This window comes from Paraburkholderia sp. BCC1886, from assembly GCF_900996245.1.
GTDB lineage: Bacteria > Pseudomonadota > Gammaproteobacteria > Burkholderiales > Burkholderiaceae > Paraburkholderia.
In genome coordinates, this window is the sequence record NZ_CAAJGK010000048.1 from 16831 (window position 1) to 43064 (window position 26234).

The 26234-nt window shown below is 62.6% G+C and carries 23 protein-coding genes; 11 read left to right on the forward strand and 12 right to left on the reverse strand.

Going from position 1 to position 26234, the window contains the following annotated elements; genetic code table 11:
* The first annotated feature begins 77 nt into the window (after window positions 1-77).
* Window positions 78-1007 carry a GlxA family transcriptional regulator gene (locus FQ746_RS16565; protein WP_144110525.1) on the forward strand — a complete coding sequence of 310 codons (930 nt, stop codon included), beginning with the start codon at window positions 78-80 and terminating at the stop codon, window positions 1005-1007.
* 157 nt (window positions 1008-1164) lie between these two features.
* A complete protein-coding gene (locus FQ746_RS16570; protein ID WP_144110451.1) occupies window positions 1165-1431 on the forward strand; it encodes a hypothetical protein in 267 nt (88 codons plus the stop codon).
* A 71-nt stretch (window positions 1432-1502) separates the two neighbouring features.
* Here the strand turns inward: FQ746_RS16570 and FQ746_RS16575 are convergent, their stop codons facing one another.
* On the reverse strand, window positions 1503-2822 hold the full coding sequence (locus FQ746_RS16575) for an MFS transporter (protein WP_144110452.1): 1320 nt from the start codon (window positions 2820-2822) through the stop codon (window positions 1503-1505).
* Window positions 2823-3070: 248 nt separating this feature from the next.
* Between FQ746_RS16575 and ppa the strand changes: the two genes are divergently transcribed.
* Both ppa and FQ746_RS16585 read left to right on the forward strand, forming a co-directional pair.
* Complete coding sequence (gene ppa / locus FQ746_RS16580; protein WP_144110453.1) at window positions 3071-3598, forward strand: inorganic diphosphatase; 528 nt, start codon at window positions 3071-3073, stop codon at window positions 3596-3598.
* Window positions 3599-3769: 171 nt separating this feature from the next.
* Window positions 3770-5875, forward strand: coding sequence for an FUSC family protein (locus FQ746_RS16585; protein WP_144110454.1), 2106 nt, complete (start codon window positions 3770-3772; stop codon window positions 5873-5875).
* On the opposite strand, the gene FQ746_RS16590 is transcribed toward FQ746_RS16585, so the two are convergent.
* Together FQ746_RS16590 and FQ746_RS16595 are read right to left on the reverse strand one after the other, a co-directional pair.
* On the reverse strand, window positions 5872-6195 hold the full coding sequence (locus FQ746_RS16590) for a GIY-YIG nuclease family protein (protein ID WP_144110455.1): 324 nt from the start codon (window positions 6193-6195) through the stop codon (window positions 5872-5874). The genes FQ746_RS16585 and FQ746_RS16590 overlap by 4 nt on opposite strands.
* A 9-nt stretch (window positions 6196-6204) precedes the next feature.
* A complete protein-coding gene (locus FQ746_RS16595; RefSeq protein ID WP_144110456.1) occupies window positions 6205-7374 on the reverse strand; it encodes a GNAT family N-acetyltransferase in 1170 nt (389 codons plus the stop codon).
* 305 nt (window positions 7375-7679) lie between these two features.
* Here FQ746_RS16595 and FQ746_RS16600 point away from each other — a divergent pair, with 305 nt between their 5' ends.
* Window positions 7680-9743 (forward strand): NAD(+) synthase, encoded by a 2064-nt coding sequence (locus tag FQ746_RS16600; protein ID WP_144110457.1) that lies wholly within the window; start codon window positions 7680-7682, stop codon window positions 9741-9743.
* Window positions 9744-9785: 42 nt separating this feature from the next.
* Here FQ746_RS16600 and FQ746_RS16605 read toward each other — a convergent pair whose 3' ends face one another.
* Window positions 9786-10697 (reverse strand): LysR family transcriptional regulator, encoded by a 912-nt coding sequence (locus FQ746_RS16605; RefSeq protein ID WP_144110458.1) that lies wholly within the window; start codon window positions 10695-10697, stop codon window positions 9786-9788.
* A gap of 302 nt (window positions 10698-10999) precedes the next feature.
* Here FQ746_RS16605 and glnK point away from each other — a divergent pair, with 302 nt between their 5' ends.
* On the forward strand, window positions 11000-11338 hold the full coding sequence (gene glnK, locus FQ746_RS16610) for a P-II family nitrogen regulator (RefSeq protein ID WP_013088783.1): 339 nt from the start codon (window positions 11000-11002) through the stop codon (window positions 11336-11338).
* Window positions 11339-11450: 112 nt separating this feature from the next.
* On the opposite strand, the gene FQ746_RS16615 is transcribed toward glnK, so the two are convergent.
* From FQ746_RS16615 to FQ746_RS16630, 4 genes are all read right to left on the reverse strand, one after another.
* The gene (locus tag FQ746_RS16615) at window positions 11451-12608 is read right to left on the reverse strand and encodes a porin (RefSeq protein ID WP_144110459.1); all 1158 of its coding nucleotides are present in this window, start codon (window positions 12606-12608) and stop codon (window positions 11451-11453) included.
* 590 nt (window positions 12609-13198) lie between these two features.
* Window positions 13199-13978, reverse strand: coding sequence for an ABC transporter ATP-binding protein (locus FQ746_RS16620; protein ID WP_144110460.1), 780 nt, complete (start codon window positions 13976-13978; stop codon window positions 13199-13201).
* Window positions 13979-14027: 49 nt separating this feature from the next.
* Window positions 14028-14741, reverse strand: coding sequence for an ABC transporter permease (locus FQ746_RS16625; RefSeq protein WP_144110461.1), 714 nt, complete (start codon window positions 14739-14741; stop codon window positions 14028-14030).
* Window positions 14738-15427 (reverse strand): ABC transporter permease, encoded by a 690-nt coding sequence (locus FQ746_RS16630; protein ID WP_144110462.1) that lies wholly within the window; start codon window positions 15425-15427, stop codon window positions 14738-14740. The genes FQ746_RS16625 and FQ746_RS16630 overlap by 4 nt, the downstream gene beginning before the upstream one ends.
* Before the next feature lie 653 nt (window positions 15428-16080).
* Here FQ746_RS16630 and FQ746_RS16640 point away from each other — a divergent pair.
* A complete protein-coding gene (locus FQ746_RS16640; protein ID WP_144110464.1) occupies window positions 16081-16791 on the forward strand; it encodes a pirin family protein in 711 nt (236 codons plus the stop codon).
* Between the two features lie 116 nt (window positions 16792-16907).
* Here FQ746_RS16640 and FQ746_RS16645 read toward each other — a convergent pair whose 3' ends face one another.
* Window positions 16908-17453, reverse strand: coding sequence for a periplasmic heavy metal sensor (locus tag FQ746_RS16645; protein WP_144110465.1), 546 nt, complete (start codon window positions 17451-17453; stop codon window positions 16908-16910).
* A gap of 219 nt (window positions 17454-17672) precedes the next feature.
* Between FQ746_RS16645 and FQ746_RS16650 the strand changes: the two genes are divergently transcribed.
* A complete protein-coding gene (locus FQ746_RS16650; RefSeq protein WP_007175815.1) occupies window positions 17673-18398 on the forward strand; it encodes a response regulator in 726 nt (241 codons plus the stop codon).
* Window positions 18382-19710, forward strand: a complete 1329-nt coding sequence (locus tag FQ746_RS16655; protein ID WP_144110466.1) for an ATP-binding protein — start codon at window positions 18382-18384, stop codon at window positions 19708-19710. Before FQ746_RS16650 ends, FQ746_RS16655 begins: the two co-directional genes overlap by 17 nt.
* 83 nt (window positions 19711-19793) lie before the next feature.
* Here FQ746_RS16655 and FQ746_RS16660 read toward each other — a convergent pair whose 3' ends face one another.
* A complete protein-coding gene (locus tag FQ746_RS16660; protein WP_144110467.1) occupies window positions 19794-20060 on the reverse strand; it encodes a hypothetical protein in 267 nt (88 codons plus the stop codon).
* A 103-nt stretch (window positions 20061-20163) separates the two neighbouring features.
* Window positions 20164-21858, reverse strand: coding sequence for a sensor domain-containing diguanylate cyclase (locus tag FQ746_RS16665; RefSeq protein ID WP_144110468.1), 1695 nt, complete (start codon window positions 21856-21858; stop codon window positions 20164-20166).
* Window positions 21859-22467: 609 nt separating this feature from the next.
* On the opposite strand from FQ746_RS16665, the gene FQ746_RS16670 reads away from it, so the two are divergent.
* A complete protein-coding gene (locus tag FQ746_RS16670; RefSeq protein ID WP_144110469.1) occupies window positions 22468-24219 on the forward strand; it encodes an ABC transporter permease in 1752 nt (583 codons plus the stop codon).
* 38 nt (window positions 24220-24257) lie between these two features.
* The gene (locus tag FQ746_RS16675; protein WP_144110470.1) at window positions 24258-25604 is read left to right on the forward strand and encodes an AAA-associated domain-containing protein; all 1347 of its coding nucleotides are present in this window, start codon (window positions 24258-24260) and stop codon (window positions 25602-25604) included.
* Between the two features lie 79 nt (window positions 25605-25683).
* Here FQ746_RS16675 and FQ746_RS16680 read toward each other — a convergent pair whose 3' ends face one another.
* Window positions 25684-26226 carry a hypothetical protein gene (locus tag FQ746_RS16680; protein WP_144110526.1) on the reverse strand — a complete coding sequence of 181 codons (543 nt, stop codon included), beginning with the start codon at window positions 26224-26226 and terminating at the stop codon, window positions 25684-25686.
* Between the last annotated feature and the right edge of the window lie 8 nt (window positions 26227-26234).

A 26234-nucleotide genomic window follows, 5' to 3' on the forward strand; every position in this document is an offset into this window, starting at 1 on the left:
GTCTCGACAGTCTGAAGCTTCACGCCCGTGGCGCCAATGTCATAATTGCCACCTTTCTCGCCATCGGGACGTTCGCCATGCACAGAGTCGGCTTTATCGTTTATCCGGGTTTCCAGCTCGTGTGTCTCGCCGCCAGCACGGTGTTCGAAATCGCAGATCGCGTGCTCGGCAGCCCGCACTACGAGGTATCGGTGCGTTCGGAGGCAGGCGGCGCGGTGCGCGGGACGACGGCTGTGACCGTGTTGAGCGAGCCGGTGGGCAGCGAGTCCTTCGACACGGTCATCGTCTGCGGCGGCGCCGCGATTCCGGAGGTGTCGGCGGCGATCGGCGCCTTTCTTCGGCGTGCAACCGACGCTACGTCGAGAATCGCCGCTATCTGTAGCGGTGCTTTTATTCTTGCCGAGGCGGGACTTCTGGCGAATCGCCGGGCCACCACACATTGGATGATGGCTGCCGAGTTGCAGCGACGCTATCCCGACGTGCAGGTCGAAGCCGACCGGATCTTTGTACAGGATGGCCGGATCTGGACCTCCGCCGGAATGAGCGCCGGGCTCGATATGGCGCTGGCGATGGTCGAACACGACCACGGTGTCGAAATCACGCGAGCCGTCGCGCGTCAGCTCGTGCTTTACCATCGCCGTGCGGGCGGCCAATCGCAGCATTCGACGCTGCTCGAACTGGCACCCCGCTCGGATCGTATTCAGAACGCGCTGACCTACGCCCGTTCGAATCTCAAGAACTCACTCTCGCTCGACGAGCTGGCCGACGCGGCACGCTTGAGTTCGCGGCAGTTCAGCCGTGCGTTTCGCGACGAGACGGGTCAAACGCCCGCGAAGGCGGTGGAGCGACTGCGTGTCGAGGCCGCGCGGCAGATGCTGGAGGCAGGCAGACACACCATCGAGACCATCGCGTATGAGACCGGTTTTGCGGATCGCGAGCGCATGCGCCGCGCCTTCTTGCGTACGCTCGGTCAGCCGCCGCAGACTGTGCGGCGCAACGCGGCCTGAGGCGGCGATGTTGTTGCCGTTGTTGCGCAGCGAAATAGATAGCGCCAGCACTCCGCAAAACTTCCCGAAGTTTACGGCAGCACGTCATTGCGCTTCGCAGCGTTTATCGTCCTGAAAGCCATCGCATCGGCGACGCACGAACCACCAGGACCACCGTATGAAATCACGAGTTATCGCGCTGACGCTCGCTGCATGGGCGTTCAGCCTGCCGCTCATGGCACACGCCCAGGCCAATGGTGGCGGCCCCGACAATCGACCGCCGCCGCCGTGTTTCGATCATCCGCCGGGTCCGCCTCCGGGAGATTCCGATCATCCGCCAGGGCCGCCGCGCGATCACAATCAAGATCACGATCAGGACCCGCACCACGACGATAACGGACGTCCCAAAGGTCCGCCCCCCGACTGCTCGCGTCCACCCGATTAAGCAGCGCAGGTCGACAAAAAAGGCCTTGGCGGTCCACACCGCCAAGGCCTTCGATTCATACACTCAACCCGTCACTTATTGACCATCTTCGCCGGCACGCTGATAGCCAGCAATCCGCCGAGCACCATGAACGCAGCCAGCATGTACATGCCCGAATCGTTCGCTGCTGTAGCCGTCTTCAACCAGCCCACGGCATAAGGACTCAGAAAGCCAGCCAGATTGCCGATCGAATTGATCATCGCAATCCCGGCCGCCGCTCCCGTCCCCGCCAGAATCGCGGTCGGCAAACTCCAGAACAGCGGCAGGGTAGTGAGAATGCCCATCGTGGCGAGCGTCAACGAAGCCATCGCCAGCACCGTGTTATGCGTCCAGACGACGGACAGCACCAGCCCGATCGCCCCGGCAAAAGCCGGCAGCGCGATATGCCAGCGCCGTTCGCGCTTGCGGTCGGCGCTGCGCGAGACGAACACCATCGCTATCACCGCGCCCGCAAACGGTACGGCGGACAGCAAGCCGATCATCAGCGAGTCCGTGACCCCCGTTGCCTTGATGATCGTCGGCAACCAGAAGCTCACGCCATACAGGCCCATCACGAAGGAGAAGTACGTGAGGCTCAGCATCAACACGCGCCCGCTCGTCAGCACCTGACGGATCGGCATGTCGTGCTTGGTCGCTTCCTCCGCGGACACCTGGCTCTCGAGCAGTTGCTGCTCTTCACGCGTGAGCCATCTGGCTTTGGAAATCCGGTCGTCGAGCAGCAGGAACACCATCACGCCGACGATGATCGACGGAATGCCTTCGAGCAGAAACAGCCACTGCCAGCCGTGCCAGCCGTTGGCCCCGTTGAAGTTCTTCAGGATATAACCCGACACCGGCCCGCCGATCACGCCGGACAACGCAATCGCCGTCATGAACCACGTCGTCATGCGGCCACGCCGATGCGCCGGATACCAGTACGTGAGATACAGAATGATGCCGGGGAAGAACCCCGCTTCGGCGAGACCGAGCAGGAAGCGCATCACGTAGAACATGGTCGGCGTGGTGACGAACATCGTCGCCATGGAGATGACGCCCCACGAGATCATGATCCGCGCGATCCACACCCGCGCGCCGACCTTGTGCAGAATCACGTTGCTCGGAATTTCGAACAGGAAATAGCCGACGAAGAAAATCCCCGCACCGAAGCCGTAGACCGCGTCGCTCAGGCCGAGGTCGGTGGTCATCTGCAGCTTGGCGAAGCCGACATTCACACGGTCGAGATACGCGACGATGTAGCACAGCATCAGGAGCGGCGCGAGCCGCCAGGTGACCTTGCGATAGGTCGCCTCCTCGAAACTGGAAGACGGCGCGCCGGCGCCGGGATGGTGCAGCGGATTAGCGGGACTTGCCATGTTGTCTCCTGATATTTTTTTAAGTCGAGTCGACGAAGCTTACGTATCGACATCAGCCGATTCTAGTCCCGCGAGGCGCCTTGTTTGGCATGGCGAGCGGGGATTGGGGGAAAACACCGAGGCCGATTGGCTATAATGCGGCATTCCACACTGTCCGGCCGCAGCACCGTCCGGTCGGGCCGCAGGTCCGACGTCGGCGCGCGCCGCACACCGTGTCTTTCGAATTCCATCCTGATCAGAGAGCGTCCATGAGCTTCAATCACGTCCCCGCTGGTAAAGACCTTCCGCAAGATTTCAACGTCATCATCGAAATCCCCGCGCAAAGCGATCCGGTGAAGTACGAAGCCGACAAGGAAACCGGTCTTCTCCACGTCGACCGCTTCATCGGCACGGGCATGCGCTATCCGGCAAATTACGGCTACATTCCGCAAACGCTGTCGGGCGACGGCGACCCGGTCGACGTGCTGGTCATCACGCCGTTCCCGCTGCTGGCCGGCTCCGTGGTTCGCGCACGCGCACTGGGCATGCTGCAGATGACCGACGAATCGGGCGTCGACGCGAAGCTCGTCGCCGTTGCGCACGACAAGGTCTGCCCGATGACGGCCGACCTGAAATCCATCGACGACGTGCCGGCATATCTGAAAGACCAGATCAAGCACTTCTTCGAGCAATACAAGGCGCTGGAAAAAGGCAAGTGGGTGAAGGTCGAAGGCTGGGCCGGCATCGAAGCCGCTCACAAGGAAATCACCGAAGGCGTGGCCAACTTCTCGAAGTAAGCCGCTGCTCAATTCCCGGTTTCCATGCCGTCAAAGAACCGCGCGAGTCTGCAGGGACCGCGCGGTTTTTTTCATGGGTTTTTTCAGAGTGTCACGCTATTTTTATCGTTAAGTGTTAACCCTTATGATGACCGCGTCGCCACGAGGTGTTGCCAGGAGCATGTAGTCCGGATGTCGAATCGCACTCCCCACTCATCGGGCTCGCGTTGGTCGAGCCGGCCTTACGCGCTGGCCGCCGCGCTGGCTGCCACTATCTATCGCAAGCGGCCGGTGTGGATGGTGTCGTTCGCAGCGAGCGAGGCCAGTCTGTCGGAAGGGTTGCGGGCCGCGTGCGCGTCCACGGCGATGCTGGCGCTCGGCAATCTCCTGCACGATCCGATCTTCGCGTGGGCAGCCATCGGCGCGTTCTGGACATGTCTCGCCGACGCGGCCGGCTCGAATCGCGCGCGCTTCGCATCGATGATGGGATTCGCGTTGCTCTCCACGCTGTGCGGCGGCGTGTCCGCCTTCGCGTCGGGCAGCGGCGCGCTCGCCGCGACGCTCGCGGTGCTGGTCTTCACGACGCTCGGCGCGTTTGGCCGCGTCTGGGGCGCGGCCACGTCACAGGTGACGATTCTGGCGGCCACCGCATGTGTCGTGATGGTCGACCGGCCCATTCACGATATTCGCAACGGCCTGGCGTTTCTCGGTATCTATCTGGTCGGTTGTCTGTTTGCGATTGCGCTGAGCCTGACCGTGTGGCGTATTCATCCGTTCGGCACGAGCCGCGCTTCGTTGCGCGCGGTTTATTTGCGACTCGCCGACCTCGCGATGGACAGTGCGCGTCTGCTCGAACGTCGTGCGCCGCCGCGCGAATGGGCGACCCATGCCGCCAAATTCCGCGCCGACACGCGCGCCGCGCTCGAACGTTCGCGCAAGATTCTGGCAAACGTACCAGCGTCGAAAAGCGGCGGCCGGCCGACCTACGACATGCTGCTCGGCTTGCTGGCCGACAGCGAAGCGGTGTTCGCGTATCTGATCGCGGTGTCCGGCGCCTGCGAGAAAGCGCCGGACGATCCTCGCCGCGTCAAACGCGCGGCGCGTCTGCTGAACGGGACGGGCGACGTGCTGCGGCGCATCGGCGCGGCCGCCAGTGACGAGCAGTGGGACCGTCTCGCCGATCTGCAGGCACGCGTGCGGCGTCTTGCGCGGCGCCTCGAAACCGCGCTGCTGGAACCGGTCACGCTGCGCTCCGATTTCGAACTGGTCGACTTCACGCCGTCGTCCGAACGCGCCGAACCGTGGGCGAGAAGCGCCGCCCGATCGCTGACGCGGGTCTGGGAAACCTTCAAGGCGAATCTGTCGACCGACTCGGTCGGCTTGCGGCACGCCGCGCGCGTCGGCGTGACCACGACCACCGGTTTCCTCGTGATCCGCGCATTGGGGCTGCCGTTCGGCTACTGGGCGACGATGGCGACCTTGCTGATTCTGCAACCGTCGATTGCCGCGACCTGGCCGCGGAGTATCGAACGCGCGGCAGGCAGCATCGTCGGTGGCGTGCTGGCGGCGGCGATCGGTTACGCGATCCACTCGCCGCTGGGCATTTCGCTGGCGGTGTTTCCGCTGGTGGTGGCGACCATGGCGTTGCGCCCGGTGAGCTATAGCCTGTTCGTGTTGTTCCTCACGCCGACCTTCGTACTGGTCGCCGATTTCGCGACGCCCGGCGTGAACGAGGTCGCCTATGCGGTCACACGACTGGGTAACAACGTGCTGGGCTGCGTGCTGGCGTTGATCGCGACGTTCTGGCTGTGGCCGACGCGCGAGAAGTTCGACTACCGCGCGTATCTCGGCGACGCCGTGCGCGCCAATCTGGCCTATTTGCGTGCCGCTTTGTCGGCGCCGTCGCACAGCGACAAGGACATGGAGCGCCTGCGCCGCGCCGCCGGACTCGGCAGCAATAACGCGGAAGAGGCGATTGGCCGGATACGCCTCGAAAAGCTGGAAGACTCGATGGTCGATACCGTGACGCTGACCGTGCTCAGTTTGCTGCGCAAGATGGCGGGCACGGCGACGCAGTTGCGTTTCAGCAGCAACCGGCGCGATCTGCACGACGAACTGGTGAACTGGATCGACGCGATGAGCGCGGATATCGAGAGCGCGCTGGATCGCACGTCGCGGCCCGGGCGGCATGAACTGCCGGCGCGGGACCGGCTGACTTCGCTGGAAGCGGACGCGGTCGGAGAGATTGCGTTGATGCGCCGCTTGTTGACGGAGCGGCTGCGGGAAGCGCGGGTTTAGCCGGCAGCCTGGGTTTGGGTTTCGCCTTCGGCTTCAGGTTCGAGCACCGGCACAGGCATCGCCGATTCGAGCGTGCGCAATCCTGCGGCCAATGCGCGTTTCTCGGCAGCCGTGAGCCGCTTGACCCAATACTCCGCGCGTGACGCGCTCGAGCGGTCCGCCAGTTCGAACGACGCCAATATCTGGACCGGCTTGCGCGAGCGGGTATAGCGCGCGCCTGCGCCGCTCAAGTGCTTCTCGAAACGCGCCTCGACGTCGACGGCAATGCCGGTATAGACGCTGCCGTCCGAGCATTCGAGCAGATAGAGAAACCACGCCATGACAGCGACTCAGCCTTTGAACGGATTGTGTTCGCGCAGCTCGTCCACGTAAGCGTGGATGCTGTTCTTTTCGTTATCGAGGAAATGGCCCACCGCGTCAGCGAACGCGGGATGCGCGAGCCAATGCGCCGAACGCGTGACCGTCGGCAGGAACCCGCGCGCCATTTTATGTTCGCCCTGAGCGCCGCCTTCGAACACACCGAGCTTCTCTTCGATGCAGAATTCGAGCGGCTGGTAATAAGCCGTTTCGAAATGCAGGCAGGGGACGTGTTCCAGCGCGCCCCAGTAACGGCCATACAGCGTGCCGCCGGTTTTTGCATCGCGCTGATAGACGACGAGCGAACTCGCGATCGGCTTGCCTTCGAATTCCGCAATGACCAGCAATAGGTTCTCCGGCATCGACGCGCCGATCATCCGGAAGAAGTCCAGATTCAGATACGGACTCGAAAAATGCTCGCGATAGGTCTGCCGGTAGCACTTGCTGAAGAAACGCCAGTCGGCGTCCTGGATGTCTTCGCCGCGAATCCGCCGCATCGTGACGCCGGCTTCCTGCACTTTGCGGCGTTCCGCGCGGATGTTTTTTCGCTTCTTCTGTTCGAGTGTGGAGAGAAAGTCGTCGAAGTCGCGATAGCCGTCGTTGAGCCAATGAAACTGCACGCCCTCGCGTTGCATCATGCCCATGTCGGTGAGCGCGCCGGCTTCGGTCGCGGTCGGAAACAGCACGTGCAGCGACGAGACGTCGGCCTGTTCCGCGAACGCCATCAGTGTCGCGACCAGATGCCGGAGCGCATGCTCGTCCGTCGACAGCAAGCGGTTGCCTTGTACCGGTGTGAACGGCACCGCACAGAGCAGCTTCGGGTAATAGGGCAGGCCGTTGCGCTTGTATGCGTCCGCCCACGCCCAGTCGAACACGTACTCGCCGTACGAGTGGCCTTTCAGATAGACGGGCGCGGCTGCCGCGAGCGTGTTCGTGCGGGTATCGGTCAGGGTGACGAATTGCGGCGCCCAACCCGTATCGGCGACGGCGCACCTGGTCGCGTGCAGGGCGCTCAGGAATTCATGCCGTAGAAAAGGCGTGGCTTGCGACTGCTGCGCAAGGAGGGCATTCCACACGCTTGCGTCCACCTCGGCAGGCGACGCCAGAATGCCCGTACGATAATCGATGTGTTCCTGGTTCAATCTGAGTGACTGTTCCCAATGAGCGACGCGGTGCCGTGCGTCGTTCGGTTATCCGGTTTGGCCGTGCCGTCGAGCCTGTCGCGATTCGACTCGGCCGCGCTTCCAGCAAGCCATCCGGCTTGCCGCACGGCCATGGTAAAGCAAACGCGCCGATCGGGCGCGGCTCGTCGGCGGCCACGAGGTCCGGAAGCGGAAAGCTGTAAACTGCGGGCACAGCCGGAAAGTCCGGGGCGCCGTTTCGAGTCCGGTCGCCCGAGGGCAAGAAACCGCAGCGTATGCACGATCGCAGTCTCTAAGGATGTGAAATGACAAAAGAGAAAAAAGAGTTCTTGAACCTGTACAGCCACGGTTTCGCGCGCGTTGCGGTCGGCGTTCCGGAGTGCAGGGTGGCCGACCCGGCCTACAACGTCGGGCAGACCCTTGCGCTCGCGCGGCAGGCGGCTCAGAACGGCGCATTGCTCATTGCGTTTCCCGAACTCGGCCTCTCCGCTTACTCGTGTGACGATCTGTTCCATCAGGAGGCGCTGCTGTCTGCCAGCCTGGATGCGCTCGGCGCACTGGTCGAGGAATCGAAAAAGCTCGACCTGGCGATGGTCGTCGGGCTGCCGCTGCGGGTCAATCATGCGCTGTTCAATTGCGCGGCCGTCGTCGCCGCCGGGAAGGTTCAGGGGATCGTGCCCAAGTCCTATCTTCCGAACTACGCCGAGTTCTATGAGGCCCGGCAATTCACATCCGCGGATTGCGCCGTCGTCGATAGCGTCCGGCTGTTCGACGCCGATGTGCCCTTCGGCTCGTCGCTATTGTTCGACATTCCGTCGGTGCCGTACTTCAGGTTTCATGTGGAGATATGCGAGGACGTGTGGGTGCCTATCCCGCCTTCGTCTTTTGCCGCGCTTGCCGGTGCAACCGTTCTGTTGAATCTGTCGGCATCGAATATCGTGGTTGGCAAGTCCGCGTATCGTCATCAGCTGGTCAGTCAGCAGTCGGCACGCTGTCTCGCGGCGTATCTCTACTCGTCCGCCGGCAAGGGCGAGTCGACGACCGACATGGCGTGGGACGGCCAGGCGCTCATCTACGAAAACGGCGAGCGGCTCGCGGAGTCGGAGCGCTTTAGCGATGCGTCGCACGTCGTTTATGCCGATGTCGATGTCGAGCGTCTGTCGCGAGAACGCATGCATCAGTCCACATTCGCCCAATCGGCACGCAGACACAAACTGGAAGTGGAGACGTTCCGCGTCGTAAGTTGCGACGTGGCCGTCAAAACGACAGGGCGTCTGCCGCTGCAACGCAAGGTGCAACGTTTCCCGTATGTGCCGGCCGATGCCGGTAAGCGGGATGAACGTTGCCACGAGGTCTACAACATTCAGGTCAGCGCGCTGGTTCAGCGGCTGGCCTCCAGCAATCTGTCCAAGGTCGTGATCGGCGTATCGGGCGGACTCGATTCGACCCATGCGCTACTCGTCTGCGCGAAAGCGATGGACCGGCTCGGCTTGCCGCGCACGAATATCATTGCCGTCACGATGCCGGGTTTTGCGACCAGCGACAGAACGCTGGCTCAGGCGCGTCGTTTGATGGAAGCCGTCGGCTGCTCCGCGTCGGAAGTCGACATTCGCCCGAGCTGTATCCAGATGCTAAAAGATCTGGGTCACCCGTTCGCGAACGGCGAACCGCAATACGACATTACGTTTGAAAACGTGCAGGCAGGGGAGCGCACCAATCACCTGTTCCGGCTCGCGAACTACAGCGGCGCTATCGTGATCGGCACCGGCGATCTGAGCGAGCTGGCGTTGGGGTGGTGTACTTACGGCGTGGGCGATCACATGTCGCACTACAGCGTCAACGCGAGCGTGCCGAAGACGCTGATCACGCATCTGGTGCGCTGGGCCGCGGACACGAAACAGATCGGCGATGTCGGCGGCACCGTGTTGCAGGAGATCGTGGATACGGAGATCAGTCCCGAACTCGTTCCCGGCAAGGTGGAAGGCAAACTCGAACAGAAGACCGAAAGCGTCATCGGACCGTATGAACTGCAGGACTTCAACCTCTACCAGATCCTGCGATTCGGATTCCGGCCGTCGAAGGTCGCGTTCCTCTCGCTGGCAGCATGGGGCGACAAGTCGACGGGTGACTGGCCGGCCGACTCGACGCTCGAACATCGCGAGTACGACATCGAGGCGATCAAAAAGAACCTCGGCATTTTCCTGTTCCGGTTCTTCAAGATCAGCCAGTTCAAGCGCTCGTGCGTGCCCAATGCGCCGAAAGTGGGAACGGGCGGCTCGCTTTCTCCGCGTGGAGACTGGAGAGCGCCTAGCGATTCGGAAGCGACGGTCTGGATGGACGACCTGAAGAACATTCCCGAGCGTTGCTAGCAGGTTCGGGCGCGCCTGGAACCGGCCCGCCGGTCACACTGATCAGCGGGGCAGTTTCTGGGTCGATGCCCACTCGCGAATCGCTTCTTTGAACAGGCGCAAGGCGACTGGCGGATGCCGGTTAGCCGGGTAATACAGACACAGCCCCGAGAGCGACGGACTCCATTTGGGCAGCAGGTCGATGAGTTTGCCGCTCGCCAGATGCTCGCTAATCGCGTACTCGGGAATCCACGCAATGCCGATACCTTGCAGTGCGGCCTCGACCATCATGTTGATATTGCCTAGCGTCATTGGTCCCTGCACGTCGATGGAGGTTTCGCGGCCGCCTTTGCGAAGATCCCAGCGATAGATCTTCCCGCTTTCGAAGCGGAACCGGATGCAGCGGTGTTTGAGCAGATCTGCCGGCTTTTCCGGTTTCGAATGCTCGCGGATGTACTCGGGCGACGCCACGGCCGCGAAGCGGACGTCCGGGCCGAAGCGCACCGCAATCATGTCTCGCGGCACATCGTCGAGGACGCGAATGCCGGCGTCGAAACCGTCGTTCACGATATCGACCATGCGGCTGTCGATGACGAATTCCACGTGAATGTCCGGATATTTCGCGAGAAACGCCGGCAACACGTGCTGCAGCAGAAGCTTCGTGCCGGACTCGGCCGCGCTGATGCGTATCGAACCCGACGGGCGCGAGCGCAGCGAAGAGGTTTCTTCCAGCGCTTCGTCGAGGTCGGTGAGTGCGGTACGCACTCTGACCAGAAGATTTTCGCCGGCCTCGGTCAGTGACAGCGAACGCGTTGTCCGGTTCAGCAGGCGCACGCCGAGTCGCGCTTCGAGTCCTTTCATCGAGTGACTGAGTGCGGACGGCGAGACGTCGAGCGCCCTCGCGGCCGCACTGAAACTGCCGCTGTCCGCGACGGCGACAAACGCATTGAGTTCGGATAAACCCGCACGCAGCATTCTTGAATCCCCCTCAATACCGGATAGCGCGATGGTCGTATTGTTGAGGTGCTCCGGCAATCCTGCAATGATTTTCGCGGATGCGCCGAAGGCTTTTCGACGGCGTTCATGCGGGAAGCCGTCTTCGCAACGTGGGAGGATTTGCGAGGGGAACCGGTAAAATCAGCGGCCTAGTGAAGCCCGCCCGCTCATTCGACGCGGCTTCTCCACGCAGGCCGGTTTGCCGAAATGCTTCCGGCGCAGCGTAGAATAAAAACCATCCATTTCCCTTTCACTCTTCCAGACACGAGACGAGGTTCGCCATGAAGCGCATCACTGCAGTTATCAAACCGTTCAAACTCGACGAAGTGCGCGAGGCGCTCGCAGAAGTCGGACTGACCGGACTGACGGTCACCGAAGTCAAAGGTTTCGGCCGCCAGAAAGGTCACACCGAGCTCTATCGTGGTGCAGAGTACGTGGTCGACTTTCTGCCGAAAGTGAAGATCGAAGTGGTCGTTGCAGACTCGCAATGCGATCAGGTGATCGACGCGATCATCGGCGCGGCGCGCACCGGCAAGATCGGCGATGGCAAGATTTTCGTGGCGGACGTGGAGCGCGTCATTCGCATCCGCACCGGCGAAGAAAACGAAGCCGCTGTTTGACGCACTACAAATAAAAAACGGTGCGATACCCTTTCGGACATCGCACCGATACGCGCCTCTCGCAGCAGCGTGAAAAAGATTCTCTTAAAGATCTGTTCCTGACACCGTTCGATTAGAACGAGTGTTGAATACCTGCATACACGCCAGTCTGGCTATGACCCGGCAGCGGGTTGTCCGTCGAAGCGGCCGTCCCTGCGTTGTTCGCATTCAGGCCATAGTTGGCCGTCTTGCTGTTTTGCGTCGTGGCAACCTGGATGTCCAGCAGCGTGCGCTTGGACAGATTGTACGAACCGCCGACCGTGTAGATCGTCGCATTGCCCGCGCCATTGTTGCCGTTGACGTGGTAGACCGCAGCGATCAGCGCAGCAGCCGGCGTGGCTTGCCACGTTACGCCGCCCCATTCGTGATCGAGCGTGGTGGGTTGACCCGGCAGAACGCCTGTCGCACCAGCCGAACGAATGGCCTGGTAACCACCCTGAACCTTGAACTGACCGAGGAACACGTTCACGAACGCCGAGTATTCACGCGATGCCGCGAATACGCCGTTGCCTGCATTAGCCGTATTGACCAGACCGGTGGTCGAAGCCGGGCCGTACAGTGCGCCGTTAGCCGGGTTGCGGATTTCGTCGTACATACCGCGAACCTGGAACAGCGAGTTCGTGTAGGTAATCTGAGCGCCAGCTTCGCGACCTTGCGGGGTCGTGCCGTTACCGTTCCAGCTCGTCGCGTTCGACAGTGCGTATTGACCGTAGAAGTCGAAGCCAGCAACCTTCGGCGACTGGTAAGCAACGTTGTTGCTCGATTGCGGCCAGTTGCGGCCACGCACCAGCGATGCCGACGACCAGTTGGATTGACCGAACGGGTCGAAGTCCCAGTCACCGTTCGAGATGAAGAGCATGCGGCCCATCGTGAACGTACCGTACTGGTCGTTCGACAAGCCGACCGTCGCCCAACGATTGAAGAGACCACCACCGCCGGGGCCTGAGCCGTTCATCGTGTTGAACGAGCCTTCCAACTGGAACAGGACCTTGTTACCACCACCGATGTCCTCGACGCCCTTCATGCCCCACAGGCTGGTACCCCAGTCGCCGCTTTCTGCGCGAAAGCGGTTCGTGCTACCCGTTGCCTGACCATTTGCACCTACGCCTTGCGGAACGCCCGTCATGTATTCCAGGCCAGCGTCAAGGCGGCCGTACAGCGTCACGCTGCTTTGGGCGTGCGCAACAACACCGGCTGTCATCAGCGCAGCGGCGAGCAAAGCTTTCTTCATCATCTCCTCCATACCCTGTCAAAAAGTGAAACCTAGTACTGCGAGTGGTGCCCGGACGAAATGCGGGCCGGACAGAAATCGGTACCAGGGAGATTAGCGGGTGGATTGGGTCTCCTGCCGTGACGTGTAGCCTGGAGGCTATCTGGTCGCCATGCCGATCCCTCGCCGACCGGTTCTCCTCTGTGCTTTGAAGTCAAACTACTTTTAATGAACTTTGTTTTGCTACTTTGGTTACTAATTTATCAAAAATACCCTTACCAGGGAGAAGAAATTAGGACCTGCCTTGTCAGGTGTCTCCAAATTGCAATACCAATGTGTGCAACGTCCCATTGCAACAACGCCCGGATTCCCTTAAACCCTTGTGCGCAAAGGGAAGTGGGGTTCAGCGCGAGGACGCTCAAGGATTGCCACTATTGACGCTCGGATGACGGCAAGGTATGGCGAAACGAGGTGGGGGAAATAACGCGGAAGGCCATATTTCACGGGCGAATGGCCGGCACGGACAGGGGCATGAGACGAAAAAGGGCGCTCGAAAGCGCCCTGTAACGTTAGTTCCACTACAGCCCAAATAACGGGTTATTCGATGTCCTTTATTTCAGGCTACCCGATAGAAACTGCTTGAGCCGTTCACTCTTCGTATTCTTGAATACCTCGTCGGGATGGCCTTCTTCTTCGACGCGTCCCTGATGCAGGAACATCACGTGATTCGACACGTTGCGCGCAAAGGCCATTTCATGCGTGACGACGATCATCGTGCGGCCTTCTTCGGCGAGCGTCTGCATGACCTTCAACACTTCGCCGACCAGCTCGGGGTCGAGCGCGGAAGTGGGCTCGTCGAACAGCATCACGTCCGGGTGCATGGCCAGCGCTCGCGCAATCGCCACGCGTTGCTGCTGGCCGCCCGACAGATGCGACGGGTACTGTTTTTCCAGGCGAGGCGCGAGGCCCACTTTCTCCAGATACTCGCGGGCGCGGTCTTCGGCTTCCTTGCGCTTCAGACCCAGCACGTTGATGGGCGCCTCGATGATGTTTTCGAGCACGTTCATATGCGACCACAAATTGAAGTGCTGAAACACCATCGACAGTTTGGTGCGCACGCGCTGCAACTGTTTCGGGTCCGACACGCGCAATGCGCCGTTCTTGCCGATCTGCGTGCGCACTTCTTCACCGTCGACGAAGATGCGCCCCGAGTTCGGCTGCTCGAGAAAGTTGATGCAGCGAAGCATCGTGCTCTTGCCCGACCCGGACGAGCCGATCACGCTGATCACGTCGCCGGCATTGGCCTTCAGCGACACGCCCTTGAGGACTTCGTTATCGCCGTACTGTTTGTGAAGCTCGTCGACGAAGAGCTTTTGCTTCTTGGTGTTCATCAGGATCCTTGGCGAGCTGACTTGCTGGGGGCGCAGCGCCCTTCGTGATTTATTTGCCTTGCGGCCGCAGATAGGCGAGCCAGTGACGTTCGGCGCGGCGGAACAGCGCGACCAGCGCGAACGAAATGCACAGATAGAGCAGCGCGGCGATGCCGAAAGCGTTGAACGACTGATAGGTGGCCGAGTTCACGTCGCGCGCGATCTTCAGGATGTCCGGCACGGTCGCGGTGAAGGCGACCGTGGTGGAGTGCAGCATCAGGATCACTTCGTTGCTGTAGTACGGCAGGGCGCGGCGCAGCGCCGACGGCAGGATCACGCGACGGTACAGCGTGAACGACGACATGCCGTACGCGCGCGCCGCTTCGATTTCACCGTAGGGCGTCGCGCGGATCGCACCGGCGAAAATCTCGGTCGTGTACGCACAGGTGTTCAGCGTGAACGCGAGCAACGTGCAGTGCATGCCGTCGCGGAAGAACGCGTTGGTGAGTTCGTGATTGCGGATGATCTCGAGGCTGTAGAGGCCCGTGTAGCACAGCAGCAACTGCACGTAGAGCGGCGTGCCGCGAAACACGTAGGTGTAGAGCCACACGAGGCTCGAGAGCCACTTCTTCTTCGACACGCGCGCAACCGACAGCGGAATCGACAGACAGAAGCCCAGACCGATCGACACCACCAGCAGCCACAGCGTGACCGCGACGCCGGTCATGCGGTAGCCGTCGGTGAACAGATAGTTGCGCCAGTATTGCTGAATGATCTCGATCATAGATCCGCCTTGCGTACGCCGGTCGAGTAGCGTTTTTCGAGGTATATCAGCACGAAGTTCGAGACCGTGGTGATGGCCAGATAGATAGCCCCGGCAAGCAGGGTGAAGAAGAAGAACCGCAGCGTGCCCTTGCCGGCGTCCTGCGAGGCTTTGACCACGTCGGCCAGGCCGATGATGGACACCAGCGCGGTCGCTTTCACCATCACCTGCCAGTTGTTGCCGAGGCCGGGCAGCGCGAAGCGCATCATCTGCGGGAACATCACGCGGGTGAACACCTGCCAGCCGGTCATGCCGTAGGCCGCGCCCGCTTCGAGCTGGCCGCGCGGCACCGCGAGAAACGCGCCGCGGAAGGTCTCGGTGAAATACGCGCCGTAGATGAAGCCCAGCACGACGACGCCGGCCACGAACGGGTCGATGTCGATCTGTTCCCAGCCGAGCAGGTCGGTCAGATTGTTCAGCCAGATCTGCAGGCTATAGAACAGCAGCAGCATCAGCACCAGGTCGGGCACGCCGCGCACGAGCGTCGTATAGACGGTGCCGACGCCGTTGGAAATGCGGTTTTTCGACAGTTTGGCCGCCGCGCCGAGCAGGCCGAGCACGAAAGCGAACACCAGCGAGAGGATCGCCAGTTTGATGGTCTGCCAGGTTCCGTTGAGAAGCAGCGGGCCGTAGCCTTGAAGGAGCATAAGGGGGTCCTTGACGATACATTGCCGGCCGACCGCGGGAAAGCGATGCGGCCAGTGCCGACTCTATTACGAAGCATCCGCAAAGCCCATGCGGGTGAGTCCCGGGTTTGGCGTCTGCTACGTGGTGTTTTGCCGGTTCAAAGTCCCGGATAGATGCCGTAGACGCGCGGTGCGAGCTTCTTCATGTTTCTCCTGAGTCAAGCGATCGTCGTGTAGTTCGATCTCGACGACCGCTGGCTTGTGGCCGGCCGTCGCTATTCTAGGCGGTCAAAATTGTCGTGCCCCGTCGGCGCGGCCTGGGCGATCGGATCGACTGCGGACATGCCCGCCACCGTGCCCGTGGCCATGCCCGTGACCATGCCCGTGACCATGCCCGCTCCCATGCCAGCTTCGGACGGACCCGGCCGCAGCCTTGCCGGACGGCGCTTCTGGCGCCCAGCGGGCGGCCGCGCCGGCCGAAAAGCGCGGTATTTTACCCGAACCGGTTTTGCGCACCAGCCTCGCGCACCTCTAACACCCGGCGAGCCGGCGGAGCGGGGCCGGCAGCCGATTGCGCGAATTCATGGAACGGTCCGGTGCGTGCCTGCCGATTGTGTAGCGGGCCGTGCGCCCCCACTATTGCGGGCATCGCCAACATTCACCGGGAGTCCCCCATGCTCGAGATTCGCCGTTCCGCCGAGCGCGGCCACGCCAACCACGGCTGGCTCGACTCGTTTCACAGCTTTTCATTCGCCGACTATCGGGATCCGGAGCACGTGCACTTCGGCCCGTTGCGGGTGATCAACGAAGACCGCGTCGCCGGCGGTCAAGGTTTCGGCACGCATGGCCATCGCGATATGGAAATCGTCACGTACGTGCTCGACGGCGCGCTGGCGCATCGCGACAGCATGGGCAACGGCTCGACCATCCGTCACGGCGACGTGCAGCGGATGAGCGCGGGGACGGGCGTGCAGCACAGCGAGTTCAACGCGTCGCAGGACGAGACGGTGCATCTGCTGCAAATCTGGGTGCTGCCGAAGCGCGCGGGCGACGCGCCCGGCTACGAGGAAAAGCGCTTCGACGCCACCGAGAAGCGCGGTCGCCTGCGTGTGGTCGCGTCGCCCGATGGCCGCGACGGTTCCGTGACGATCCATTCCGATGCGTCGATCTATGCAGCGTTGATCGACGGTGCGGAAACAGCGGAGTTCGCAGTGCCGCCGGGCCGGCTCGCTTACGTGCATGTCGCGCGCGGCTCGCTGACCGTGAACGGCGAAGCGCTGCAGGCAGGCGACGCGGCCAAGCTCAGCGACACCGCTACGGTGACGCTGTCGCATGGCGAGGACGCCGAAGTGCTGCTGTTCGACCTGGGCCAGTTGAACGGGTAAACGCGTAGAAGCGGTCACGCAAAAAGACAACGCCACGGCAAATTTGCCGTGGCGTTGTCGCATTCGTTGAGGGAAAGCGGACGGCGTGAACCGCCGCCCTGTTCAAAGCAATCCGCTTACTGATTGGTCGCAGCCGGTGCCGAAGCCGCGCCCTTTTGATCGTGATGATGTTGCCAGCGCTCACGCATTTTCTCGTGACGCGACTCCATCTTCGCGAAGCGCTGCTTGAGCGCGGTGCTGACGGTGGTCTTCTGCTGGTCGTTAAGGCCGTTGTAGAACTTGAGCCATGCGTCGGTGGTTTGCTGACGCAACTGCGCGTCTTTCTGCTCGACCTGCTGATGCGCGGCCGCCATCGCGTTCAGATCGAGAATCGGCTGCTGCTGCGCCGACTTGAACTGGTTCTTGATCTGCTCGTGATTCGCACGCATTGCTTCGTGGTCCTGCTTCATCGTGCCGAGCGCGGCTTGCCAGTCTTTTTCCTGGTCCGCGTTCAGCTTCAACTGGTCGTGCAGTTGCGTCAGTTCCTTCATGAAGTGGCCGTGCCAGCCGCCGGGGCCGCCATGCGCTTCGTGAGCGGGTTGGGCAGCATACGCTGCACCGGCGCCGATGGCCAGAGCGGTGGTAGCAACGGCGAGAACGCGCGACATCTTTTTGATGGACATGTAAGGCTCCTTGTAATGGAATAGCCGACGGTGCAAGCGACTACGGGGAAGGCCTGCATTCGGTAAGACACAGCGTAGAGATCTCCGCCCGACGCTGTGTTACGCGGATTGGTGCGGCTATTACGAGTCATTACGTGCACCTTTCACCGTAACACCCGGTAACCCTTGAGGGCGGTTTGAAATTCAACAGCCTTTCTACTGCGCGTTAAACTCCAGCCCATGGCTACTCAAATACTTGTTGTCGACGACGACGTCGAATTGCGCGACCTGCTGCGCGACTATCTGGCCCGCCAGGGTATCGAAGTGTCGGTGCTGCACGACGCGGGCTCGCTCGAGCGCAGGCTCGAACGCGAGCGTCCTGATCTGATCGTGCTCGACCTGATGATGCCCGGCGTCGACGGGCTCACCGCGCTGCGCAAGCTGCGCGCGTCGGGCGACGACATTCCCGTCATCATGCTCACCGCGCGCGCGGACGACGTCGATCGCATCGTCGGTCTCGAACTCGGCGCGGACGACTACCTCGGCAAGCCGTTCAATCCGCGCGAGTTGCTCGCGCGGGTGCAGGCAGTGCTGCGGCGGCGTCGCACGCTGCCGTCGGCGGCGGCGCCGGAGCAGCGCGAGCCGTTCAATTTCGGCCGCTTCACGCTGGACTTCCAGTCGCGCACGCTGCATCTCGAAGACAAGCCGCTCACGCTGTCGGGCAGCGAGTTCGCGCTACTGAAAATCTTCGTCAATCACCCCATGCGCACGCTCACGCGCGAACGTCTGCTCGAACTGCTGCACGGTCCTGAATACGACGGCACCGACCGAGGTATCGACGTGCAGGTGTGGCGCCTGCGCCGCATTCTCGAAACCGATCCGTCCACCCCCCGTTTTATTCAGACGGTGCGCGGGCGCGGCTACGTGTTCGTTCCAGATGGCGAACAGCATGCGTCGGCCCATTGATTCGCTGTTCGGGAGGCTGGCACTGCTAGTCGTTGCAGTGCTGCTGCTGTCGCATTTCGCGTGGTACGCGCTCATGCGCCTCGAGCGCAGCCAGTTGCAAACACGCTATGCAGTCGAGGAAGCGGTGTTTCTCGTCGACGCGGTGCGCCAGCACGTGGCCCGCTCGCCGGATCAACCGTTGCCCTCACGCGTGAAGCTGGTCGATCCGGCGAGCCCCGACGTGCCGCCGGAGAACGCCGACCTGCCGCCGCCGCTCGCGCGCTTCATCGACGATGCGCAAGACCGAATGCCCTCCGGCACGCAGGTGCGCGCGGGTCTGCCCAACCGGCCGCCCTCCATCTGGGTGCGCGGGCCGTCGGATAAAAGCTGGATCGTCGTACCGGTTCAACTGTTGCGTCCGCCGCCGCGTTCGCTCGATCGCACGGTGCTGTGGCTCGCCATTATTTTCTCGTTTGCCGTGATGGCCGCGCTGTTTGCCGCGTGGGCGTTGCAGCAGCCTTTGCGCTCGCTCGCCCAGGCGGTCGCGCGCTTCGGTCGTGGGCTGCCGGTGCCGCCGGTGCCCGAGCGCGGTCCACGCGAATTGCGCCAGCTCACGCATGGCTTCAACCAGATGGTGCAGGAAGTCGCGCGCACGGAAAACGATCGCGCGGTGATGCTTGCGGGCGTCGCGCACGATCTGAAGACGCCGCTCGCGCGCCTGCGTCTGCGCGCCGAAATGATGGACGAAGCGAAGATGCGCGACGGCGTGGTGCGCGACGTCGATTCGATGACGCACATCGTCCAGCAGTTCCTGGTGTTCGCGCACGACGGCGCGGACCGCAGCGAACCGGTCGAGGTGGACACGCAATGCGAGCGGGTGGTGCGCAGCTATCGCGCGGTCGCCGACCCGGACGCCGCGCCGGCCGTGCAGACCGAACTCGATGCCGGCTCCGCTTTTCTGCTGCCGGCCGCAACGCTCGAACGGATTCTGTCGAACCTCATCGATAACGCGCATGCGTACGGCGCGCCGCCCATCGTCGTCGCGACCGCGCGCACGGCGCAGGGTTTTACGCTGTCGGTGCGCGACAACGGCAAAGGCATCGCCGCGCAGGATCTGATCAATGCAAGCCGGCCGTTCGTGCGGCTCGATCCGGCGCGTGGCGGCAATGGACACAGTGGGCTCGGACTGGCAATCGTCGAGCGGCTCGTCCGGCGTGCGGGTGGCGAGTGGGAGATCGGCAATTACGGCGGACGGGGCTTGCGGATCCTGATGACCTTTCCGTTCGATGTCGTACCGCGCGCAGAGGCGGTGTCGGAGAGTGTCTGGAGTTGACTGTCGAGGTTTGAAAAAAGCGATGCGCGTTGCGCGCATCGTCATGATCGACCCGCTAGCCGGGTCGCGATGTGGAGCGCCGGCTAGTCTGAAAACAGCGTGTTCAACGCGTTCGCCGCATCGCTATCTACCGTATTCCACGTCACGGTTTCGGCCTCGAAAATATAGTGCGTAGTGTATTTGCCGAGGCGGGCCAGTATCTCCTCCTGAATCAGTTCTGGCGCGACGGCGAGTTTCAGATACCACGTCGTGGACGACAGGCGCGTCTGGAACGCGCCATATTCGGCCAGCAAATGGTCGAATGCGGCAGCATCCTGATCGCGACACACGATGACCAGATTTCCCTTCATGCGAATCTCCCGTTAGAGCGGTAGCGGCAACCTAAAGATCAGGGTCGATGATACCTGCTTCGGTGGGCGAGGCCCGAGGCCTGGCCGCATTTGTGTCACGTCATCACCATGCCGTCACCGCAGTGCGCGCCGGCGGCGCGGTGTCGTCGTCGGGCGGCACCGCTTCGGTGCGATCGCGCCCGCCCGACTTCGCGGCGTAAAGCGCCATGTCGGCACGGCTCATGATCCGCTCGGGCAGATCGTCGGCCGATAGCTCGGTAATGCCGATACTCACGCTCAACACCACCGACGCCGGCAGTTGCGGTGACGGCACCGCCTTCAGACGCATGCGCAGCCGCTCGACCACCTCGCGGCCGCTCGCGAGATCGGTGGCGGGCAGCAACACGCCGAACTCTTCGCCGCCGAGGCGGCCGACCGCGTCGGCGCCCCGCAATTCCGTACGACAGGTCTCGACGAAATGTTCGAGCGCGCGGTCGCCCGTGGCGTGACCGAAGCGGTCGTTGATCTGCTTGAAGTGGTCGAGGTCGGCGATCGCCATACAGAGCGGTTGCCGCGCGGCGCGCGCGCGTTCGATCTCATGGCGCAGCAAGTCGAGAAAATAGCGGCGCGACAGCGCGCCGGTCAGCGCGTCGTGGCGCGCTTCGGCCGATAGCAGCGCATTGGCCGATTGCAACTGCTCGGCGAGGTCGCGGGTCGCGCGGTGATGGCGCCGTTCGCGCACATAAGACACGGTGATCACCCAGGCCAGCGCAACGGTGCCGGCCATCGTCAGGAACACCAGCAACTGGTCGCGCTTGTGATTGCGCAGCAACTCGGGCCAGCCCGCGAGCGGATCGACGAGATGCGCCGAGAGCCCCGAATTCAGGCCGCTGCGCGATTCCACGAGCGAGGGCAGCGGTTGCCGGCCCATGCCGAACAGTTGGGCGGCCGCGGCCGGCGGCACCCAGGGCGCCGCTTCGCGCACTTGCGGATCGGCGTGGATGCGCAGTTCCGGGAAGCTGTCGTGCCGGTAGACGACATGACGGTCGGCCGCGCTCATCTGCGTCACGCGGCCGTTGGGCAGCGCGCTGCCTTCGAGCGTGCTGTCGTGCGCCATGATGACCACGCCGTTCTCGTCGGCGACGAAGGTGCCGGCATGCGCGACCCAGTGCCGTAAGCGCGCGAGGCTCACCTTGGCGACGACCACGCCCGCCAGCAGACCGTCCGCGTAAACCGGCGCGGCGATGAAGATGCCCGGCTCGCCGCTCTGCCGCCCGACACCGTACGCTTCCGAGAACGCGCCGAGCAGCGCGCTGCTCAGATAACCGCGCACGCGCATATCGACACCGATAAAAGAGCGGCTCGCCGCGACGGGATTGGCTGTCCAGTTGCTCGATGCCACGCAGATGCCGTTGGCGTTGACGAGCCAGATCTGGTCGAGACCGGAGAAGCCCTGCGCGTCGTGCAGGAAATTGCTCACCTCGATGAGCTGCGAATCTTTTAGCAAGGCGGCGCGCCGGGCGGGTTCCGCCGTGTCGCCGTTCGCGGCATAATTCCGGGATTGCACCAGCGCATGCTGAACCATGTCCAGTTTGGCCATGGTCGCGGGAATGGCGCGAGACATGGCAAGGTCGCTGGCAATCACCTCGGCCATGTTGTCGACCACCGACGTGGACATTTGCCGCTGTGCACGCAGGGTCGCGTCCAGCTCTTGCTGTACCATCCGGTCCGCGACCATGCCGGCCACGAACCAGCAAATCAGGACGATCAGCAAGAAGCTGACCGGTCCGATTACCTGGCGCAAGGTTGTCCTGTTCATCGACCCTCTGATCCGTCTGGCTGTGACATGCACCTGACTCGTTCGTGGCAGCGCGCGGGCGCCCGGCCACTTCTCTGGGAGCGCCCGGCGATGCGTCGCCGCCAGGGCCCGGGATAATCGCCCCGGGGTTCACCCCGGATGCATGGATTCCCGATTTTAACCGGCAGGGGGCCAGACGCCATCGTTAATACGGTAATGCGGCAATAGCGCGACCGGAATGCGACAGCCATGCAGCAGGGACGCGACGATCCTGCTGGCACAACCCGGCTGTGAACCACTCGCTACGCTATTTGCCACGATTTGGCGCTAAAGGTTGTGCCTGAAACATAGGATGGTGTAGTGTCGTGCCGTCCAAAACGAGGAAAGCCCGCCAGCCTACGGGCGGCGCCTGCGGCGACAGGAGTCCGGCTCGACGGTGGTGGTTCTGGACGGTCTCGTCCGCGAACACTGCCGGTGCCGGCCACGTGTCTCCAACGCTAACGAATTACCGCGCACACGCGTTTTTGCCATGCCTGATTTCCGTTTTCCGGACTCATTCTCAGACTGCCGCGCCGAAGCTCCGGCGTGCTTTGCGACCGCGAGCGCCGCTCGTCACGGGGAGGGCGTCTGATGGATTTCAGCTTCAACCTGAAGCGCACCGCCAACGCGTCCGCATGGCGGGTGTTGCCCAATCGCTGGGACTTCGTGGCGTTTCCGCTGATCATCTGCCTGATCGCCATGGCGGCAGTCGGCTTTCACGAAACGCTCGCGCCGATGTCGACGCTCAAGACGCAAGCCATCTCGCTCGATCCGTCCATGTTGCCGGAATACGCGATGCGTACGACGCTGCGCATGCTGGCGGCGATGGTCGCTTCGCTGATCTTCACGCTCGGCTACGGCACGCTCGCGGCGAAGAGCCGTCGCGCCGGTCTGGTGCTGGTGCCGATACTCGACATCCTGCAGTCGGTGCCGGTGCTCGGCTACATTTCGTTTACGGTCACGTTCTTTCTCGCGCTGTTTCCGGGGCGCGTGCTCGGCGCCGAACTCGCGGCCATCTTCGCGATCTTCACGAGCCAGGCCTGGAACATGACGTTCAGCTTCTATCAGTCGCTGCGCACGGTGCCGCGCGATCTCGACGAAGTGTCGCGCGGTTTCCATCTGACTTCATGGCAGCGCTTCTGGAAACTCGAAGTGCCTTTCTCGATGCCTGGCCTCATCTGGAACATGATGATGTCGATGTCGGGCGGCTGGTTCTTCGTGGTCGCTTCCGAGGCCATTACGGTCGGCAACAATACGATTACGTTGCCGGGTATCGGCGCTTATCTGGCGCAGGCCATCTCGGTCAAAGACCTGCATGCGATCGGCTGGGTGATCCTCGCGATGACCGTCGTGATTCTCGCGTACGACCAGTTCCTGTTCCGCCCGCTCGTCGCATGGGCCGATAAATTCCGCATGGAAAACACCAGCTCGGGCGACGCGCCGGAGTCCTGGCTGCTCGACCTGATTCGCCGCACGCGTCTGATTCACCGTCTGCTGGTGCCGCTCGGCTGGATGTTCGCGAAGGCCGCGCGCGTACCCTTGCGCTTGCCCGCTTTCAAAGGCCCGAAGTTCCAGATTCCGCAGAGCCAGAAAAACTCGCGCTGGGGCGACCGCTTGTGGGCGGTGCTGGTGCTGGTCGCCACGGTCTACGTGGTGTCGCGCGTGTTCCTGTATGTGCGCACCGGCGTGTCGCTGGAAGAGGTGTGGCACGTGTTCGTGCTCGGGCTGATCACACTGCTGCGCGTGGTCGTGCTGATCGCGCTGGCTTCGGTGGTGTGGGTGCCAGTCGGCGTGCTGATCGGCTTGCGTCCAGCGCTCGCCGAAAAATTTCAACCGCTCGCGCAGTTCCTCGCGGCATTCCCGGCCAACCTGCTGTTCCCGGTCTTCGTGATCGCCATCGTGCGCTTTCACCTGAACCCGGACATCTGGCTGTCGCCGCTGATCGTGCTCGGAACCCAGTGGTATATCCTCTTCAACGTGATCGCCGGGGCGACGTCGTACCCGAACGACTATCGCGAAGCGGCCAAGAACTTCCATATCACCGGCTGGCAATGGTGGCGTCAGGCAATGCTGCCGGGCATCTTTCCGTACTACGTCACGGGCGCGATCACCGCGTCGGGCGGCGCGTGGAATGCCAGTATCGTCGCCGAGTTCGTGCAGTGGGGCGATACCAAAGTGGTCGCGCACGGATTGGGCGCTTACATCGCGCAGTCCACCGCCGCGGGCGACTATCCGAAGATCATCGTCGGCATTGCCGTGATGTCCCTGTTCGTGACGCTGTTCAACCGGCTGTTGTGGCGTCCCATGTACGCCTACGCCGAAGCCAAGCTCCGGCTGGATTGAGCAGGTAGTCGAGTGAGAAAAACTGAAGGCAAAACGCGATGCAAAATCCTAAAGCTGCTATGACCGCCGCGCCGATTTCCACGCCGCCGAAGCCGCCGCGCCTCGGCGAAGAAATCCTGTGCGTGAAGGACGTGTGCCGCGGCTTCAACAAGTCGCAAGGCGAACTGCTGGTGCTCGACGATGCGAACCTGTCGTTGCGCGAAGGCGAGATCGTCGGACTGTTGGGTCGCTCGGGCTCCGGCAAGTCCACGCTGTTGCGCATCATCGCCGGGCTGATCGAGCCGACCGACGGCGAAGTCACCTATATGGGCAAGCCGCTCGACGGTCCCGCCAAGGGCGTCGCGATGGTGTTCCAGACCTTCGCGCTGTTTCCGTGGCTCACCGTGCTGCAAAACGTGGAAGCCGGGCTCGAAGCGCAGGGTGTGGCGGCTCGTGAGCGTCGCGAGCGTGCGCTCGCGGCAATCGATCTGATCGGTCTTGACGGTTTCGAAAACGCTTACCCGCGCGAGTTGTCGGGCGGTATGCGTCAGCGTGTCGGCTTCGCACGCGCGCTGGTGGTCGACCCGACGCTGCTGCTGATGGACGAGCCGTTCTCCGCGCTCGACGTGCTGACCGCCGAAACGCTGCGTACCGATCTGCTCGATCTGTGGACGCAGGGCCGCATGCCGATCAAGGCGGTGCTGATCGTCACGCACAACATCGAGGAAGCGGTGTTCATGTGCGACCGCATTCTGGTGCTGTCGTCCAATCCGGGGCGCGTGATCGCCGAGATCAAGGTGCCGTTCAAGCATCCGCGCAATCGTCTGGACCCGGCGTTCCGACGTCTCGTCGACGATATCTACGCGAAGATGACCGCGCGTCAGACTGACGAAAAGACCAAGAAGGGCCTCGAGCTGCATAGCTGGTTGCCGCATGTGTCGACCAACCTGATGGCGGGTCTGATCGAGACGCTGGCCGCCGCGCCGTACCATGGCCGCGCCGACATGCCGGAAATTGCGCGCTCGTTGCATCTCGAGGTGGACGATCTGTTTCCGGTGGCCGAAGTGCTGCAGCATCTCGGTTTCGCCGATGTGCGCGAAGGCGATATTTTCCTGACGCCGCCGGCTCGCGTGTTCGCCGAGTTCGGCACTCAGGAACGCAAGATGATGTTCGCCGAGCATCTGCTGCGTCACGTGCCGCTCGCCGCGCGAATCAAGAAAGTGTTGAACGAACGTCCGGGACATCGCGCGCCGCGCGTGCGCTTCGAACAGGAGCTGGAAGATTTTCTGTCGGATAGCGCGGCGGAAGAGACGCTCGACGCGGTCATCAACTGGGGCCGTTATGGCGAGATCTTCTCGTACAACGACCAGACCGAAATTTTCAGCCTGGAAGACGTGGAGTCCTGATTCGCTGCGAAGCAGGGCGCCCGTTATAAAAACGGCCGGTGTGGATTCATCCACCCGGCCGTTTTTGTTTTGCTGCGTGTTATTGCAGGTTGCCCCAGCGCTCCACCGCCGGTTCGGCCGACGCCCATTTCCAGCCCTTGTCCTGCTGACAGGCGCTTGCCGTGTACCAGTCTTCGTGTGCTTTCTGACCTTCGCCTTCCTGCACCGAGAAAACGAACTCCTTGCAGAGTGCGAGCGCCGAGCCGAACGCGCGCGTAACACGCACCTGACCGTGACCGTTCTCGATCGGCAACGTGTGTTTGATGGTCCAGGGTTTCGTCTCGCCGACCGACATGCCGCCTGCCAGCGCGGCAATCAGGTCCTGCTGATCGGTGTGCATCGAGCGCATGAAGCGGCCGACCGCTTCGTCGGTCGCGGCCTGCACGGCGATACCCACGCCGATGCCGATTGCCGGGTTCGACGTGACGAGACCCGACGCGACGCCAGCGGCCGCACCGCTTGCCGCGCCGACCGACGAGCAGCCGCTCGTCAGTACGCTCGCACCGACGCACACCGCGCCGGCCAGCATGAGTCGCCATGGCATTGCGCCGCGCAGACCGAGGCTGGCGCGCAGAGGCTGCATATAGCGCG